Annotated in this window: 9 protein-coding genes; all 9 read right to left on the bottom strand. The window is 51.6% G+C overall.

What is annotated here, in order from left to right; all coding sequences use genetic code 11:
- Positions 1-7: 7 nt before the first annotated feature.
- Positions 8-1,063 carry a hypothetical protein gene (locus RID21_RS01865; protein ID WP_350186918.1) on the bottom strand — a complete coding sequence of 352 codons (1,056 nt, stop codon included), beginning with the start codon at positions 1,061-1,063 and terminating at the stop codon, positions 8-10.
- Entirely contained in the window at positions 1,063-3,402 is a 2,340-nt protein-coding gene (locus RID21_RS01860) for a hypothetical protein (protein ID WP_350186917.1), read from the bottom strand. Before RID21_RS01860 ends, RID21_RS01865 begins: the two co-directional genes overlap by 1 nt.
- A complete protein-coding gene (locus RID21_RS01855; RefSeq protein WP_350186916.1) occupies positions 3,399-7,190 on the bottom strand; it encodes a hypothetical protein in 3,792 nt (1,263 codons plus the stop codon). Before RID21_RS01855 ends, RID21_RS01860 begins: the two co-directional genes overlap by 4 nt.
- A 2-nt stretch (positions 7,191-7,192) precedes the next feature.
- Entirely contained in the window at positions 7,193-9,304 is a 2,112-nt protein-coding gene (locus tag RID21_RS01850; protein ID WP_350186915.1) for a vWA domain-containing protein, read from the bottom strand.
- 27 nt (positions 9,305-9,331) lie between these two features.
- The gene (locus tag RID21_RS01845) at positions 9,332-10,249 is read right to left on the bottom strand and encodes a DUF58 domain-containing protein (protein WP_350186914.1); all 918 of its coding nucleotides are present in this window, start codon (positions 10,247-10,249) and stop codon (positions 9,332-9,334) included.
- 11 nt (positions 10,250-10,260) lie between these two features.
- A complete protein-coding gene (locus tag RID21_RS01840) occupies positions 10,261-11,286 on the bottom strand; it encodes an AAA family ATPase (protein ID WP_228030474.1) in 1,026 nt (341 codons plus the stop codon).
- Positions 11,287-11,331: 45 nt separating this feature from the next.
- Positions 11,332-12,138: a DUF4159 domain-containing protein gene (locus tag RID21_RS01835; protein WP_350186913.1), complete on the bottom strand. Its 807-nt coding sequence runs from the start codon at positions 12,136-12,138 to the stop codon at positions 11,332-11,334.
- Between the two features lie 33 nt (positions 12,139-12,171).
- Complete coding sequence (locus RID21_RS01830) at positions 12,172-14,796, bottom strand: tetratricopeptide repeat protein (protein WP_350186912.1); 2,625 nt, start codon at positions 14,794-14,796, stop codon at positions 12,172-12,174.
- Between the two features lie 368 nt (positions 14,797-15,164).
- Entirely contained in the window at positions 15,165-16,130 is a 966-nt protein-coding gene (locus RID21_RS01825) for a DUF1559 domain-containing protein (RefSeq protein ID WP_145183883.1), read from the bottom strand.
- Positions 16,131-16,351 lie beyond the last annotated feature (221 nt).

Below are 16,351 nucleotides of genomic sequence, written 5' to 3'. Positions count from 1 at the left end.
AGACCGGTTATTCGCCGGTCTGTTCTGCTTTGACAGGGACCACCAGCGGGTCATGAATGGTGGGAGTGTTACCCCGCTCCGCTTGCCGATAGATCTCAGCCAGTTGAATCATTAATGGTTCCAACTGTTGATAGTAATCGTCTTCGGATTCAAATTCTGTCTTTCGCTGTTTGAGTTCCAGAATATTGATTTCCAGTGCATCACGGCGTTGCTTTTGAGTTCCAGTGATCTGGGAAACTGGTCGCAATGCACAGACGGCAAACTGCTGAGCTCGATGTCCGTCTGGCAGGCTGGCTGTTGCTCCTGGCTCGAGGAGATGATCCAACCCCTTAAATTGATCAGCTCTTGAGCCCCGCTGATCGCCGTTATCGTCCAGCAATGCATGCTCAGTGGCCAGTTGGCCCTGCTCCAGGTAATGAGCTTCTGTCTGACGACAAGCGGCCAGATAAGCTTCCAGGAGTGAGACCTGTCCGTCATGATCCAGATCTGACTCTGGCTCGGAAGCCGCTGCGGACAAAAACTTACCGAAATGGGAAAAGTAGAACTCAAATCCATTTTTGGTAGCAGAGATTACCACACGATTCTCCCCTGAGAGTGCCTGCAGGAAAGGACCACTGGCCGAAAAACAGTTCAACACTGCGAGTGGATGTGTAATCTGATCACAACAGACTTGCAGTTGTTCCGCAGTCAGGTCGGGGCCGCGGAGATTAAAGCGAGCTGATTTCCCATCAAACGTACCATGCCCGATCAGGATCAACCAGGTCGCACTGTAGGATTCCGGGGCACGCAGCAGTTCTCGTTCGATCAAAGTTCGATCAGAATTGCGGGCATCGAGGCTTTCTCCAATCACAGTCAACTCGGCCTGTTTTCCAACCGCGAGTTGTTTCCAGTTCTCAGCCCAGTCAGCAAATTGAATGGCATATTCGTCTGTTCCTTCAGCCCCAAGCACGAGGATAAAACGTTCTGGTCTGTCAGGTGATTCTGCGGCAGCAAGGTGTACTAGCGGATTCCCACAGATCAGAGAGCACGCCGCCAGAATAATGGTGATTCTGAAACTTCGCATCAGGGTAATCCTTTCCAGCGTCTGAGAGACCATTCTCCAAAAAGACATCCCAGGACAAGCAGCAACACCCCCGGATGATGCCAAAGTGGTGTAACAGCCTCTTCCATCACAGGTAACTTGCGTTGATCCAGCGAATTGACAAATTGTCGTAATTTGGTAGCGGGAACGACCTCACCTTGAGAATCATGTGCCAACTGCTCAAGTAATGCCAGATCAGGCTGGGCCGAGCGAAACTCTCTGATCTCGGGAGCATTTACCCAGCCGCTGGTGACAGTTTGAGTTTTACCATCGGGAGCCGTGATTGTGGCGGTGGCAGTAAAACCTCCTGATTGTTGCGGCAGATACAATGTCTGGTATTCTCCTGGCTGATTGGCGAGCGGTTCAGCTGTGAGTTCAAGTGTTTCTTCGTCGAGAGTTGTGATTTTTAAAGCGACCTGGTAATCACTGCGTTTCTGAAATTCGGGATCGCGGACCAGAATCTTGATTTTTGTACCCGATGAGGCATCTTCAGATTCTACAACCTGCAGCGAGACTGGTTCCAGAACGTCGGTAGTCATCCAGCGCAAAAGCTGACGCCAGGCTTTATAGAGTTGCGGATCTGGAGAATCTTCCTGGAGACGCCAGCGCCACAGATCCCCAATCATTACCGCTGTGACGCGGCCCAATCCATAACGTTGTGAAGCGATTGCGGGGGTAGAGGAGCGTGATGTGCTTTTCGCTTCGGCTGCCAGGATCGCGCCTGGTTTGGTAGTGTCTACCCGGTTAATGGTTTTGAACGCCGGCATTTCTGCCAGTCGTTTCTGTTCGTCCTGTTCCTGTTTATAGTGACGCAACCAAGGTTGCAGCCAGCCATCTCGTGTCAGTTGAAACTGGACATCGCTGGAAATCTGTGTGTTGGGAGCGTGAGAAAAGTAGATTGGCAGCAGTCGCTTAAAGTCGGTTTTGTCATAGCCCCCCTGTTGAAACGATTCCTGGCCTCCCAGCATTACCAGCCCCCCGCCCCGTTCTGAAACAAAGCGGGTCAGCAGTTCGATCTGATCGTGAGTAAAAAATGCTGCTTCAAGGTCATCAATGATTACGGTTTCATACTGAAACAGCTCGGCTTCGGTTTTGGGGAAACCATCCTTCAGTTCATTCGGCGTTTGTGTGTTAATCCGGACAAACACCGGTTGATCATAGCGTTCCAGGTCCTTTTCGTTTTTCTCATCAAAGCCGCGATACAGGGCATTGCCCTCTTCTCCGTCTCGACTGCGGAAATCAAACTTTGTTTCTTTTTGGGCAATGCGAATCAGTCCTACCAGCTGAATATGCTCATCTTCCTGAATCGCACGCCGCAGAAATTTAAATTCCCAGTTTGGACGCCCTGAGACATAAAGAACCCGGTGTGCTTTCCGTCCCCGGTCGACCTTCAGTGTGCGCTGGTTATTAGCGAGCGTCAGTTCGCCTCCCTCTGGAATATTGACACTGGTTTTAATCCGATAGAAGGCAACGCCGGTCTCTGCCGGTTTGACCTGGAAGCGAATCTGGAACTGCTGCTCGGGTTGACTGACTTCGCGTGTGATGGTTTCAACGACTTTTCCAGCCGGATCTATTAGTTGGGCGGTAAGTTGTTTCTGCTGGCATTGCGTGGCTGAAAGATCGGCCAGGATGCGTATCGGAGCATCTTCGAAAGGAGAATAACTGACTGCAGTATTAGTAATTGCCAGATCGGTTGACCGAGCGACATGACCGATGGGAACCGGATAGATGGGGACACTGGTTTTCAACTGACTCGTATCACTGGCTGAAATTCCATCCGTCAGCACCAGGATTCCCGCGAGGGGCAGTTTCTGGTATCGCTGATTGAGTTCATTGAGACTGGTTACCAAATTCGAAGACGTTCCCTCAAATTTCAGGTGTGTCAGATCAGAGCGGGCATGGGCATGGGAGTCGAGCGAGTACTTGCGTACGGAAAAATTCTGTTCCAGATCGATGAGCCAGCGGGCTTGAGTGTCTGTTTGCTGTTCATCCGCTGATACTAGTAACTGTTTCAACTGTTCGCTACGGGGTTTGCCCGTTTTCGGGTCCTGAATGGCGAGGCTTTGCGAGTCATCAACCAGAACTGCGAAAAGATTCGTGCCGGGGGCCATACGTGTGCCACTACAGAGTGGCTCCGTCAGAGTGATAGCCAGGATTGCAATCGCCAGAAGTTTCAGCCCGGCTGCCCCCCCTGACAGGGCACGTTGAACTGTCAGCGAACGGTACGCATAGACCAACAGCCCCAGTCCTGCGATGATGGCTACTGGTACAAAAAGGCTCCAGCCCGGAGCACCAAATTGAATTTCAGCCAGACTGATCATTTTCCGTTCCCTAGTTCTTCATAATAGCGTCGGACCAGGTCTGAGTACTTTTCTGGTACCGGGTCACGGTCAATCGGTGCCAGCGATGTTTGCGCACCTCGTTTACTGATTTCGTTTGACAGAATTGTTTGAATTTCAGCCAGCGGTTCCAGGATTTGTGCATTGATCAAGTCTCCCTCTGGTGATTTGGAGTGACGTTTAAACTCTGCACGCATACTCTGTGCGCGTTCACGAATTTGAGCGACTCGACTACGTAGTTCGGGATCCCCCACCATTTCTTCCACGTCCCGCATCCGGTCTGACCATTCGCGGAACTGGTTTCCCGTCAAAGGTCCAGGGGGTGGGCTGCCGGGGCCTCCCTGGCCACTACCAGGTCCTCCCTGAGACTGTCCCCGTTGACCCTTAAGAGATTTGGGAGCGGGTGAAGTTTGAGAATCGTTGGGGGAGTTAGCCTGAGAACCGTTTCCTTTGCCTGGCTGGGCCGATGTCAGCTGAACTCGCCCCTGCCCCTGACTGGAAGGCTGTCCTGATGAATTGGACTGGCTTTTTCCAGGTTGACTTTGTCCTGGTTGTCCCTGCTGTGGTTGTCCTGATTGAGGCTGACCGGACTTTGACTGTTCGGCTGTGGACGGATTTTGACCTGATTTTCCAGGCATCGGCTGATTCTGTGCCAGGCTGTTCTGGGCTTGTCTATTCTCACCCGGTTTACTTTGTCCCTGAGAACCTGCTGCAGTGGGACGCTGGCCTGCTTGTTGTGGAGATGGGGGACCAGGTTTTCCCGAACCAGTGCCTGGTGGTTTTTGTTGGGGAGAATTGCTTGCCTGCTGCTGTTCCTGTTGTATTTCAGAAGAAAGCGATTTGAGTGCCTGGCGAGCGCGTTTTAATGATTCCAGATCATTGCCAAGTACGCTCTCAGCGGCGAGCTGAATTCCCTGTTTCATGGTCTCTATGCCGCGTGAAGCACGTTCTTCTGCTTCACGAGCCTGATTACCATTTCCCTCTTTCAGGAAATTGGCCGCATCTTTCAATGCCTCTTCGGGGCGAAAGGGTCTCGTTTTACGAATTGCGTCATACAGATGTCGTGAGAGCAGCGGCTCTGCCTGTTCCGATTCCTGTACAACCTGCTTCATCTGTTCCATGATTTCTTGGAGGCGGTCTTCCTGTTGTTGTAACTGATCTGCCAACTCCGAATTGCCCCGATGGCTTCGCAGGGAACGCCGTGCTCCCGGCCCCGGTTTCCGTTCCTGGTCATTAATCGCTTGGTTGATAGCCTGCTGTTGCTGATCAAGCTGTTCTGCCTGCAGGTTCAGCGAACGCATGGCATCGGCGAACTGGTTGGCTGTTTTTTTGCGGAAGTCATTTTTAAGCTGATTCAGTTTCTGCTGTGCCCGGGTGCCTGAGTTCAGAGCCCGGGAAACCTGCCCCTCTTTTAATGACTGGGCACTTTGTTGAAGATGCTGGCGGGTCTGTTCCAGTTCGCGACGTGATTTCATTGAATCGGGTTGTTTGGCCTGATCCATCCGCTGGGCCACTTCATCCGCCTGACGCAACAGTTCGCGTTGTCGTTCCCGCAGGCGTTTGAGCTGTCGTTCGATTTCTTCCCGTTCTGCGTCTGTTTTGGCAAACCGCTGTTTATTGGCCAACTCCTTGAGCTGTTCATTCAGATCTTTCTGACGCTCAGCCAGTTCCCGCAGACGATTTAGAATCTGAAGTGATTCCCGATCTGGTTGAGCAGCAGCGGGCTGAGAAGCCTGATTTTCTGTTTCATAACGCTGTTTTTTATTGGTCAGTTCCAGTTGCTGCAGTTGAGTCTGCGAACGGCTGCTGCCTCCCCCCTTGCTGCCTCCGCCGTTTTTACTCTTGGAGACTTTATGTTCCCGGGCACGCAGTTTCAGCAGCATCTGATAACTGGTCTGTTCTGCAGCCAGAGCCGTTGAAAGTGTCGATACAGACTGCGCCTCCCTGGCGGAGTCCAGGCAGGTAGCGGCCTCCTGCATGCTTTGCGAGATGGAGTCAATCAGTGCTTTTGATTTTTGGGATTTGATTTTTTCGGAAAGCTTGCGCAATTCTGCTACCAGCGACTGTTGTGCTTGCGAGAGCGTCTCGAGATCTGGGGAAAACTGTTCAGAAACGGTTGACTTGATCTCGCGGCGGATGACTTTCCAGGTTGCATTTATTATCTGTTTTTGTTGTTCTGCCAGCTTCTCGGCCTGTTGTGCGTTGCCACCACTTTTTCCTGCCTGTGAGGCGCCGCTGGGAGATCGTCCTTCCCGGAATATCTCTTCAAAGTGACGGACTTCCATGAAATACATGTCACTGAGGACTTTGCGCGTGCGACCCTCTGCTTCGAGATCCTCAGCAAACAGGTAATAGGAAATCAGGGTGTCGGGCTGCACGTGCAGACGTTCCAGGGAGAGAATGTGCTCAGCTGTGAAATCGACTGCTGCTTTATCGCTTTCACGGAGTACTACAGTTTGAGGTTCCTGGCCAGGAATCGAGTAAACCAGACCTACCTGTTGCAGGCCGAAGTCGTCTACTACGGTGCCTTGAACCATTGCTTCTTCGAGTGGGGAGACACGGGTGTCGCGAGCTGGAAATGTGATTTTGATTTCAGGTGGAAGATTGGGGATCACGGCCAGATCGATAAATGGCGGTGTGCGGTTTGAACGACCATCGCTGTCGTTCAGGTGCAGGTTCCAGGTCTGGTCCTGTTCTGCCTGCAATGTCATACGGCCCGATAATCCATTTGAATCGATTCCCATGTGCAACGAATTGCCGTTATCGGTTCTAAGTTCAGCTGTTTTGACAGGCTTATTAAAGCGGGCGTGGAATTGAATTTTGGAACCAACAATTGCACTCAGTGTGAGACTGTCTTCATTGCGCTGCGTTGGTTGACCTGTATAGTCGGGCGGCGTGATAGTGCTGTCAAGCTGAACCAGTTCGGGCAGGACATAGACTTTTATCTGTGAAACATCTGACTTCCAGTCTGCTGAGTGCACTCGATAGCTCAAATCTTCTGTTACAGAAGGAATTCGAACCGCAAAAATAGGGTCGTCCAGCTGTTTGGTCAGCGGAAGTTCTGTGGTGGTCCCACTGGCAGTTTTGAAATGCAGAGTTGCAGTCTCGGGGACTTTTCCCGAGAAACGTGCGGTGATCAGCAAAGGATGCCCTTTTTCCACCTCGGTAGAGCCGGGTTGAATTTCAACTTTGTATTCCAGTTGAGCCTGGTTGATGAGAGCGACAGCGGCTTTTTGGGGAGTGGGAGCGGCCCGGAGCAGATTCCAGCAACTCAGGCAGCAGAGCAACCAGGCAGTAAAGCAGGTTAAGTGTGTGGTGCTCTGTAGAATCAGCCTGCGGTTGGAAATCGCCTGCCTCCAGTCATGGCTTGTGCCGTGTGAAATGACCTGGGCCAGCAGACGCTTCTGCAGAAAAGTGGGTGAATCATTCCAGTTTTGCTTTTCCAGCTCCAGTGTTGCGAGGAGGCTGGTGTCGAGATCAGGATAAGTTTCTTCGATCAGTTTTGCCACTGCATGCCGACTGGCTGGTGAGTAGCGGTTGCGTGAGCGATGGACCAGCATACCGACAGCGATACAGGTTGGGATTCCCAGTAAAACCCCCAATAACAAGTACTGTTCGGCAGGTGCTGAGACGGGGGGAAGCAGGAGTACCGTCAGCAGGGTCAGGCAGCCTGCAACCAGCCAGAGTAGTGTCAGTCGCTTAAGCTTCAGACTGATCTGCTGGCGAAAAATGACCTGATTCAGCTGTTTTAATAGATCGGGCAGGCCCATGTTTACGCCTTTCCTGTCGCAGAAGATTTGCCGGTCAACCATCTGGCCAGCACCGTTTCCAGGCCCAGTAACGCAAGAGCCACTATAATCAACCAGCGCCAAAGCTGCTGTTTCTGTTCCAGTTCTCGCAACTGTGCCTGACGCTGAAGTTCGGCGGGAGAAGTATGCTCCTGCGATTCTAGATCGGAGTCCATAAAGTGGACTCCAAGTGCTTCCAGCTTCTCTCGCGCGAGAGGCTCTGTCTGGCTTTCGTTAATATCCAGATTTACTGCAAACTGCCTGGTCGGGGGCAACTGGGTATCACTTTCAACCTGATACAGTCCGGGCAGAATCGTTTCTGTGAAATCCTGCTGATCGGAAGCAAGTTTGATCTGGGAGCGATCAGGCGTGCTGATCAGACGCGTCTGTTGATCTGCGGGGAGATTGACTTTCTGGCCGATCGTGAACTGCGCCGGGGTATTCTGGGCTCGGTCATTCAGAGTCAGGATTGCATTTAACATGGGGACGAATTTTGTTGATAGCGCGAACTGGCTTTCCTGAGGCGTCCAGCCAAAGCTCATTACGAGCAGTTTTCCTTTGTTTCGTGTTATTTCCAGTATCGCGGGAGCCTGATGATCGAAGCGGGCCAGTACCCGATGTGGAATCTGTTCCGGCAGTTTGAGCCCGCGATAATTCCAGAATTTCAGTCGGGTGAAGTCTGAGAATTCCGGAGCCTGAAAAATCTGAAACAGGGGATGCTCGAAATTGATATCGGTGAGTAAGGCATAACCGTTGATTTCGGGGGAGACTGTTTCTATCAGTGCTGTGGTGTCTGCGTTATGCGTCGCCAGCTGATTCAGCGAATCAGTGGACTGATCATCGTGCAGCGTGAGAAGGACTACTCCCCCCTGCTCCAGATAACGTTGGACCTGTTCTGTTTCATCTGGTGCCAGTTGCCGACTGATCAACATCAAATGGATCTCTGTTGCGGTGAGCAGCAGTGGTGGTGAATCAGGGCCGATTGTTTGAAAATCAATGGAACGCTGGCTGGTACTGGGAAAGGCCCGTCGGGCAAAGTAATTCGCAGACTCAATCGAGTTTTCGGCAGGAGTCCCATAATGCACAATGGTCAGATTGGGCCGGACCGGGGGCTGAAGATAAAGGTGGTTATCAAAATTCTGTTGATCGCCACTGAGCACAATTCTGGGAACAGAGGCTGGCTGTTGCCAGGCGGCCATACGGACAACTCGAGACTGGCCTCGAGGGACATAGACCTGCTGACTCTTTTCGAGTTTACCTGGCTGTACTTCATAGGCGATTGTGAATTTTTCCTGTTGAGAGTTAGCTGCATTCACAATTCGAATTGTCGGTTGAGACTCAGCATCGAGCGTGAGTAACTGCAGGCCGGCGTTATCTAAGTTGTCAGCTTTTAGCTGGTGCAACCGCACACTTAACTCCTTCGGCCAGGAAAACTCAGAGAGCGCTTCGGTTCTTGATCCTGCCTGGAAATCCGTAATCAGTTCGACTTTTGTGTGACGCAGGATGCTCCCGGTTGGATCAGAGATTGCCTGTTCCTGGAGGAGTGCCGCCAGTTCCGCCAGGGCCGTTCCCAGATCAGTTGCTTTCCAGCCGGGAGTCAATTCCCCTAATAGATTCTGTTTTTTTTCGAGAGAACTCGCTGAATGTGTTTCTTGAGACTGTCGTAACGGTTTGACTGCTTTGAGCTGTGTGTCAAACGTAAAAACTGAGATTTGATTCGGTGGCGTCTCTTTGATGATCTCATTTGCCTGGGATAATGCTTTTTCCCAGAGGGAATCCCGCTGCATACTGGCACTGGTGTCAACCAGTAGAATGGTCTGGCTCTGGGGCTGTGTTGAGGCGAGCTTCAGATCCTGGTTCTTGAAAAAAGGGCGGGCGAATGCGGCGACGAGGAGAATCACGGCCAAAGCGCGTAATGAGAGTAACAGCCAGTGCTCGATTTTATTTTTGCGATTAGTCTGGTGGGGCTTGTGTTCCAGAAAGCGGAGAGAGCTGAAATAGAGGACGTTCTTAGGCTGATGACGAACCAGATGCAGCAGAATCGGCAGTCCGACGGCGATGATACCAACTAAATAAAGTGGGGTTAAAAAACTCAACTCAGGTCCTCTAATTAGATAGCACTGTCAGGCAGCGCGATCGGTAAGGAATTCAGAAAGCCCCAGCTCAAGGGGCATATCTGTGGTTAACTGATGGTAATGAACTCCCTGTTTGCGGCAGAACGACTGAATCGCCGCCTGATGTTCCTGTAACTGTTGCTGATAATTATCCCGGGCTGCTTTGGGATTGAGGGCGATACGCTCACCAGTTTCCAGATCTTCGAAGATGGCTGTTTCGTGGAAATTAAGGTGAATTTCTGCTGGGTCCAGAATCTGGAATAATGCGACTTCGTGTCCTTGTGCGCGAAGATAGCCGAGGTGGGTATTTAACTCATCCAGGGGGCTCATCAGATCAGATATCAGGACTACGAGCCCTCGTTTATTGATGGTTTCTACTGCATGTTTCAATGGAGAGATCAGATTGGTGTGTGAACCTTGCGGGGGACGCTCCAGTTCGATCAGGATTCGTCTGAGCTGGCCTCGCGTAAAGCGAGCGGGGATGACCGTTTCTACCTGCTCGTCAAAAATGATCAGTCCGGTGGCATCGCGCTGCTGGGCTAGAAAATAGGCAAATGTTGCAACCAGGGTTTTGGCGTATTCGGCTTTGGTATAGCCCAGGCTCTGAAACTGCATCGAGGTGCTGAGGTCGAGCAACATATGGCAGCAGAGGTTGGTCTCTTCCTCAAATCGTTTAATGTAGTGTTCGTTGGAGCGAGCTGCCAGTTTCCAGTCGATATGGCGCGGGTCATCTCCGGGCGTATATTCGCGGTATTCGGTGAATTCAACGGAGAACCCGTGGTAGGGGCTGCGATGCAGTCCTTTCCAGGTTCCTTCAACAACGGTTTTTGCACGTAATTCGAGAGATTTGATCCGCATCAGACAGGCAGGGTCAATGCGTTGAGACATCAGTCTCTGATTACGGCGGGCTGTGGTATTTGTGTTCATGCAGCTTCAATTCATCCTTTGACGGGGGCGGGAATAGTCTCTATCAATTTCTGCACAACCTGTTCCACGGTGACCCCCTCGGCTTCTGCGCGATAGTTGATCAGAACTCGGTGACGCAGGACTGGTGCCAGCAGGGCCTCAATATCTTCCTGGGTGACATGAACTCGGCCCCGCAGAACGGCCCGGGCTTTGGCGCCCAGAATCAGACTCTGGGCTGCACGTAATCCGGCACCCCAGTTGACCCACTCATTGATAAATTCCGGAGTATTCTCCTGGTGTGGCCGGGAAGCCGCACAAAGTTGAACCGCGTAACGGACAATCTCTTCGGCAACAGGTACTTCACGCACAAAACCATGGAACTGCTGGATATCATTTCCGGTAAACAGTGGTTCGATCGGTTCAGAATTGCGGGCTGTCGTCTGGGTCACAACGGCGACCTCATCATCTTCAGAGAGGTAATCGATGACCAGATTAAACATGAAGCGGTCCAATTGTGCTTCTGGTAAAGGGTATGTGCCTTCCATTTCGATCGGGTTCTGAGTTGCCAGCACGAAAAAGGGCTTTTCCAGTTCGTATCTGATCCCCGTGACGGTGACCTGTTTTTCCTGCATCGCTTCCAGCAGAGCAGCCTGTGTTTTGGGAGGCGTGCGGTTGATTTCATCTGCGAGCAGAATATTGGTGAAGACGGGGCCTTTAACGAACTTCATTGCCCGTGATTCAGATGTATCACCTGCCAGAATTTCCGTCCCGGTGATGTCGGCGGGCATCAGGTCGGGAGTAAACTGAATACGCTGAGATTTCAGTTTGAAGACCTGGGCGAGGGAATTAACCAGCAGAGTTTTTGCCAGGCCCGGAGCACCTGTAATCAGGCAATGTCCGCCGGCAAACAGTGCAATCAGGAGCTGGTCGATAATTTCTTTTTGCCCAATGACTGCTTTAGAAATTTCGCGGTCAATCTGCTGTCGACTGTTCTGCAGCATTTCAAAGATGCGCTCGTCAGTGTCGCTGACATCGGGGGAGACAAGTTTCAAATTCACGTTTCGACTCCTGATAAAAAAACTGTCAAAGCAGAGACGCTGTATTCAGTGGGTCATGGCATAAAACACAATGTTAATCCCCAGGGGATAAGCTTTCTTTTCCGAGAACTCACGGAAGTACCATTTGTCCTCCCCTTCCCGTTCCCAGCCATCACCCAGATCGGTATTGTGACAGACAACCGCCATCAATCGGCCGCTATCGTCGAACAGGCCGCGATAATGCACTTCCCGGGCATCTTCCCGTTCCCAGGTAATTCCTTCAGAGCGTCCCCACTGGGCGACGCCGATACTGGGGACCTGTGGTTTTTCTTTGAGGTCATACACACAATGGAAAATGGGATGTTCAAGAGGGATGTCGACCAGTTCGCGGTCCGGAAAAACACGTTTCATTTCCCAGGCAAAATTATCCCACTCGGCTTCTCCCCAGAAATCGTCCACCATCATGAAGCCACCGTTGGTCAGGTAACGTCGCAGGGCGGTGACTTCTTCTTCCGTAAATTCAAGGGAGCCGGGCTCAATCAGATAAATAAACGGGTAATGGAAAAGCTCCTCATCAGTCAGTTCGAGGATTCGACCTTCAGGATCGACTTTCAGCGAAGTTAATTGCTGTAGACGGTAGGAGAAGTTCAGATCACTGTCTGGATAATCGGTAGCCCAGCGGCGCCAGCCCCGGTGTGAGTTGTAGCGGATGCGGACGAACGTGAAGACGTCATGCTGGAACTCGGGATCAACTTTCCATTCCGGAACACCATTCCGGTCCATGGGGATGCGGGAGCGGTACTGTCCAATACAGATCGTGGCGACGATCAGTATAATGCCTGTGGCTGCCAGTGAAATCAGGGTTTTGTTCATGGCAGGCTCCTCCCGAGCCTCTGTGTTTACATGTCAGTTCCGTTGCGAGCGTGGGGTGGTGTTCTCTGTTGTCAATTCCAGGAGTAAAAGGTGGGCAGCCCGAAAACGGGGGGCCTGTTCGAGCGCGATCAGTGTGTGTCGTTTTGCCTGCTGCTGGTTCTCTGATTTCAGCAGACGGGCTATCTGGTAGTGTATTTCAGCTTTATTATGGGGATCTAATGCCAGAATCGCCCGGTAGGCCTGGATCGCTTCCTGCCGCCGGTCCAGTCTGGTACAGGCGGTGGCAAGTGAGAGTTGTGAATCCTGATTCAGGGGATTCACGGCATGGGCCAGATGGGCCGTTTGATAAACGGCAGACCAGTCTTCCTGCTGCTGATAGAGTTCGATCAACCTCTGGTAGACTACCAATGCGTCAGGATTGATGCGGGCATGCTCTTCCAGAATCTGTTGTTCCTCTGCGAAACGTTTCTGATTCTGGTAAAGTTGGGCCAATTGTTGGGCAGCGTTATCTGCTCCGGTATATTCAGGATAGATTTCCACCAGTTTTTTAAGGATGGTTTCGAGTTCAACTGTGCGGTTTTCTTCTGAAAGAATCGTTGCATAGGCCATCAGACCTCGGAAATGGTCAGGATGTTCCCGAATCCAGTCATCGAAGCGTTTGGTATCGTCATTGAGTAGCGGTCGCAGGTCCTGTTCGGACCAGTCTGCTCGTGGAGCGAAATCGTGTGCCTGCTGTTTCAGCCAGGCAGCGTACTCTTCTTCCAGTTCTCCCAGTATCTTTGTGCGACGTTCGATAGCAACGTTGATGGGGATGCCCGCCTGCAGGTCACCCAGAATGTCACGTACGGTTTCCAGACCGAAGTTCCTCACCAGGTATTCCACGACCATGGATGACTGGTAATACGCAAACTGAATATGCAGACTGCTTTTGGGGTTCATGAATGCGCTACTCAGCTGGCTGATGGGGGTGGTTTCTCCCTGCAGGATCATTTCGCGATATTGGGGAGTCATGGTCTCGCCCCAGTACGCATTCTTCTGACGTTCTTCATACACTGAGATACCCTCGCTGATCCAGCGGGGCATTTTATTGTGGGTGAGTTCCAGGGTGACGACATGGCAGAATTCATGCCAGAGCACAGACTGCCAGTTAGCAGGGTGATCGGCCTGCGAAGCGGGACTGTTGGCGGTAATGACTTTGCCAAAACAGACTCCCAGATAGCCTGAGACAGCGGGCATACCAAACGTACGCACGGCGAAATCATCCGGATCGGGAAAGATTTCGACGGTGATTTTCTGGTTGAGTTTGAGTCCATATTTCCGAGAGAGCGACTGTTTGGCTTCATGGAGCAGAGCTTTGACCTGCTCACCGTATATCGCTGCTTCTCTGGCTTCCATGCGAATGATGAAGGAATCATCTTCCAGTGTTCTAAAGCGAGCCAACTGGTCTTTCAGCTCCAGCAGGTTAAATATAGTCGTATCATAACCGTCCTGGTTGTGTGCCTGTTGAGCATGCTCCCAGCCACTGACTTCCTGTCCCAGCCTTAACTGGTCCTGGGCGAGTTGAATCCGGGCCGGCAGATATTTTTCCTCTTTCTCCAGAGCCTGTTTCTGGTAGGTGGCACCCTCTGAAAATCGATAATGTTCCGAGAGTGTTTTGCCGATCAGGTAGTCCACATGCGGGTTTTGATCGTGATGACTTAAGGCCTGCCAGTAATAGGCGGTTTCATCTGAAGGACGATTTTCAAAATGGGCGATCGCAGCCAGGCTGGCCCAGGCAGAAGCCAGATGAGGATTGATCGAAAGGATCTGATTCAGTTCGGTTTTGGCCGCCTCATACTGTTCCGAATCAATCAGCTGGCCAACCTGCATCATTCGTGCTGGAATGTGGCGGGGATTGATTTCCAGAACTTCGGCGGCGAGCACGGCAGCGCGTTGAGAGTCGGAACGTGCTAATGCCTGTGAAAGTCCGAAGAGGAGATCTGGATCCTTGGGGACCTGTTTCAGTCCCGCTGTGAAAGTTTCGTTGGCCAGGGCATAATCGTGCTTAGCTAAAGCGAGATTCCCACTGGCAAGCCAGGCAGCTCGCTGGTCGGGATATTCCTGGATGGCACGATCAAAAAAAGTTTCGAGTACCTGACCAGGATCCATTCCCCGTTGCAGGGAAGCCTGTCCCAGCGCCACCAGACTGTCAGCATCGGTATAGCGCCAGGCAGAACGGCTGGCGAGTTCATGAATGCTGTTCAGAAACGCGTCTGCAGCTTCATGCTCATTATTCAGGTGGTAGATCTGCCAGGCAAGATATCGTAGGGGCAGGCTCCAGGAATACCGTTTTAAGCCAGCGTTTATCGTCTGCTGGGCTTCAGCGTATTGCCCGACGGCAAGTTCAGCCTGTGCTTTGATCAGCGGCCATTCGGAGCCGTACGCCTTTTTTTCAATGGCGAGGGCAGATGTTTGAATACAAGCCTGATACTGGCCGGTCAGGAGAAGTTGCTCACAGTCTTCCTGTTCCGACGCTGATAATTCAGTCGCGATTGTCAGGGACCAGAGTAGAAAGCAGAGGGTAGAGAGAGGGCGAGTGCGAAGAGCCAGTGAGCGAAGCTGAACCAGCAGCGATAACGAAACGTCAGGCCAGACTCGGAAACGATGCACTCGTTGCATAAGCGCCCCTTCCCTGGGAAAGTTCAATTCGCGGAGCGACTCGCGACTATTGAAACGTAATACTTATGCCCAGGAACAGAAACAGTTCCTCTCCCGAACATGGAAGTATATCACTCGTGGACTATCGCAGTAATCGTCAGGTGTCATTCATGAGCAGCAGAGTCAGAAGAAAACGATATCTGATTTTTCCCAGTTGTGCAACAAGAAAATATTTTGGGGAGGGAATTTCCTGCAATTCCTGTTCAGTGTTGCACTGGAGAAACCATAAAAAAACAGGCAGGTCTCGCTTCCCTGATTCGGGTTGAGAGCCTGCCTGTTTATGAACAGTGCTGTTGAGGAAACCTCAACGGTGACTAATACTATCGCGATTAGAATTCGCCCAGAACCTGTCCATCATTGATGATCGCCAGTTTCTGATAAGTTCCCATGGCTGCGGGGCCATTGGATGAATTGTAGTCAGAAGAGTTGATGTTTTCGCTGATGAAGCGAACAGTACCATCACCCAGCAGGAAGTGGCAACCACCTACGTGCTGGCTGCTGAATCCACGATGAGCAGGACCTGATTTCAGGTTGATACGAGTTGCATCAGAAACAACGCCCAGGCTGTCTTCTTTCAGGCTGGTGATGATTCCGCTGGTACCGATGTTGTTGGTACGTCCGCCGGCCCAGATGGCAGCGTATGGCTGCTGAGTGACAGTTCCAGTGAACTGGAAGGCACGTTCGCCAACCAGAATTGTGTTGGATGTTCCGTCAGTGAAATCACGGAATCGGACGCTACTACGGGGGTAAAATGTTCCCTTGTCCTGGTAGGTGGTAACCGGAGTTCCGGTCAGAGCTGCTACGTGGCCAGAAACGCCAGGGTAGCTGAGAGAGCCGTAGCCACTGGGAACGCTGTCAGTACGCTGGTTGTTGATCACAGGTACGACAGACGAAGGGCAGCGGTAAACAGGAATTGCTGTTTGTAAAGCGGGCTGACCGTTGTAGGTAGTGTTCGCTGCGGGAAGAAGCAGGCCACCATTCGGGTTGAGTGAATTGTAGAGTGGTGCCTGATCGACAAATGGCAGCAGGAAGGTAGACCAAGCCCAGGTAAAGTCAGTTGAGCTGCTGGTCTGGTTGACATAACCGAGCGGGAAAACAGTGTGAGTATCGGCGTAGTTGTGAATAGCGATGCCGATCTGCTTCAGGTTGTTCTTGCAGGTAGAACGACGAGCTGCTTCACGGGCCTGCTGTACGGCGGGCAGAAGCAATGCAATCAGGATTGCGATAATGGCAATCACAACGAGTAACTCAATCAATGTGAACCCACGCTTTGAGGTTCCTTTACGACTCTTCATCTTAACTCCAGTTTGTCTTAGGGTTGGGTTTAGAGGGCGCCTGCTTGAACTGCCTGTGCAGTCGAACTGCCAATCCATCTGCGAGCAAATTGGTAGACTTCACAGTCTGGATGGATAGCAATCGCAGTAGAAAAATATACCTGCGATGAAGAGGAAACAAGCACTGCTTGTTCTTAGTTTAAGAAAAAATTGAAATATTTTTCCGGCAGTGGTCAAGTGTG

It is taken from the genome of Gimesia sp., assembly GCF_040219335.1.
In the GTDB taxonomy this organism is placed as follows: Bacteria; Planctomycetota; Planctomycetia; order Planctomycetales; family Planctomycetaceae; genus Gimesia.
The sequence above is the reverse complement of the archived record's forward strand: the minus strand, read 5'-3'. Positions and strand labels throughout refer to the sequence as shown.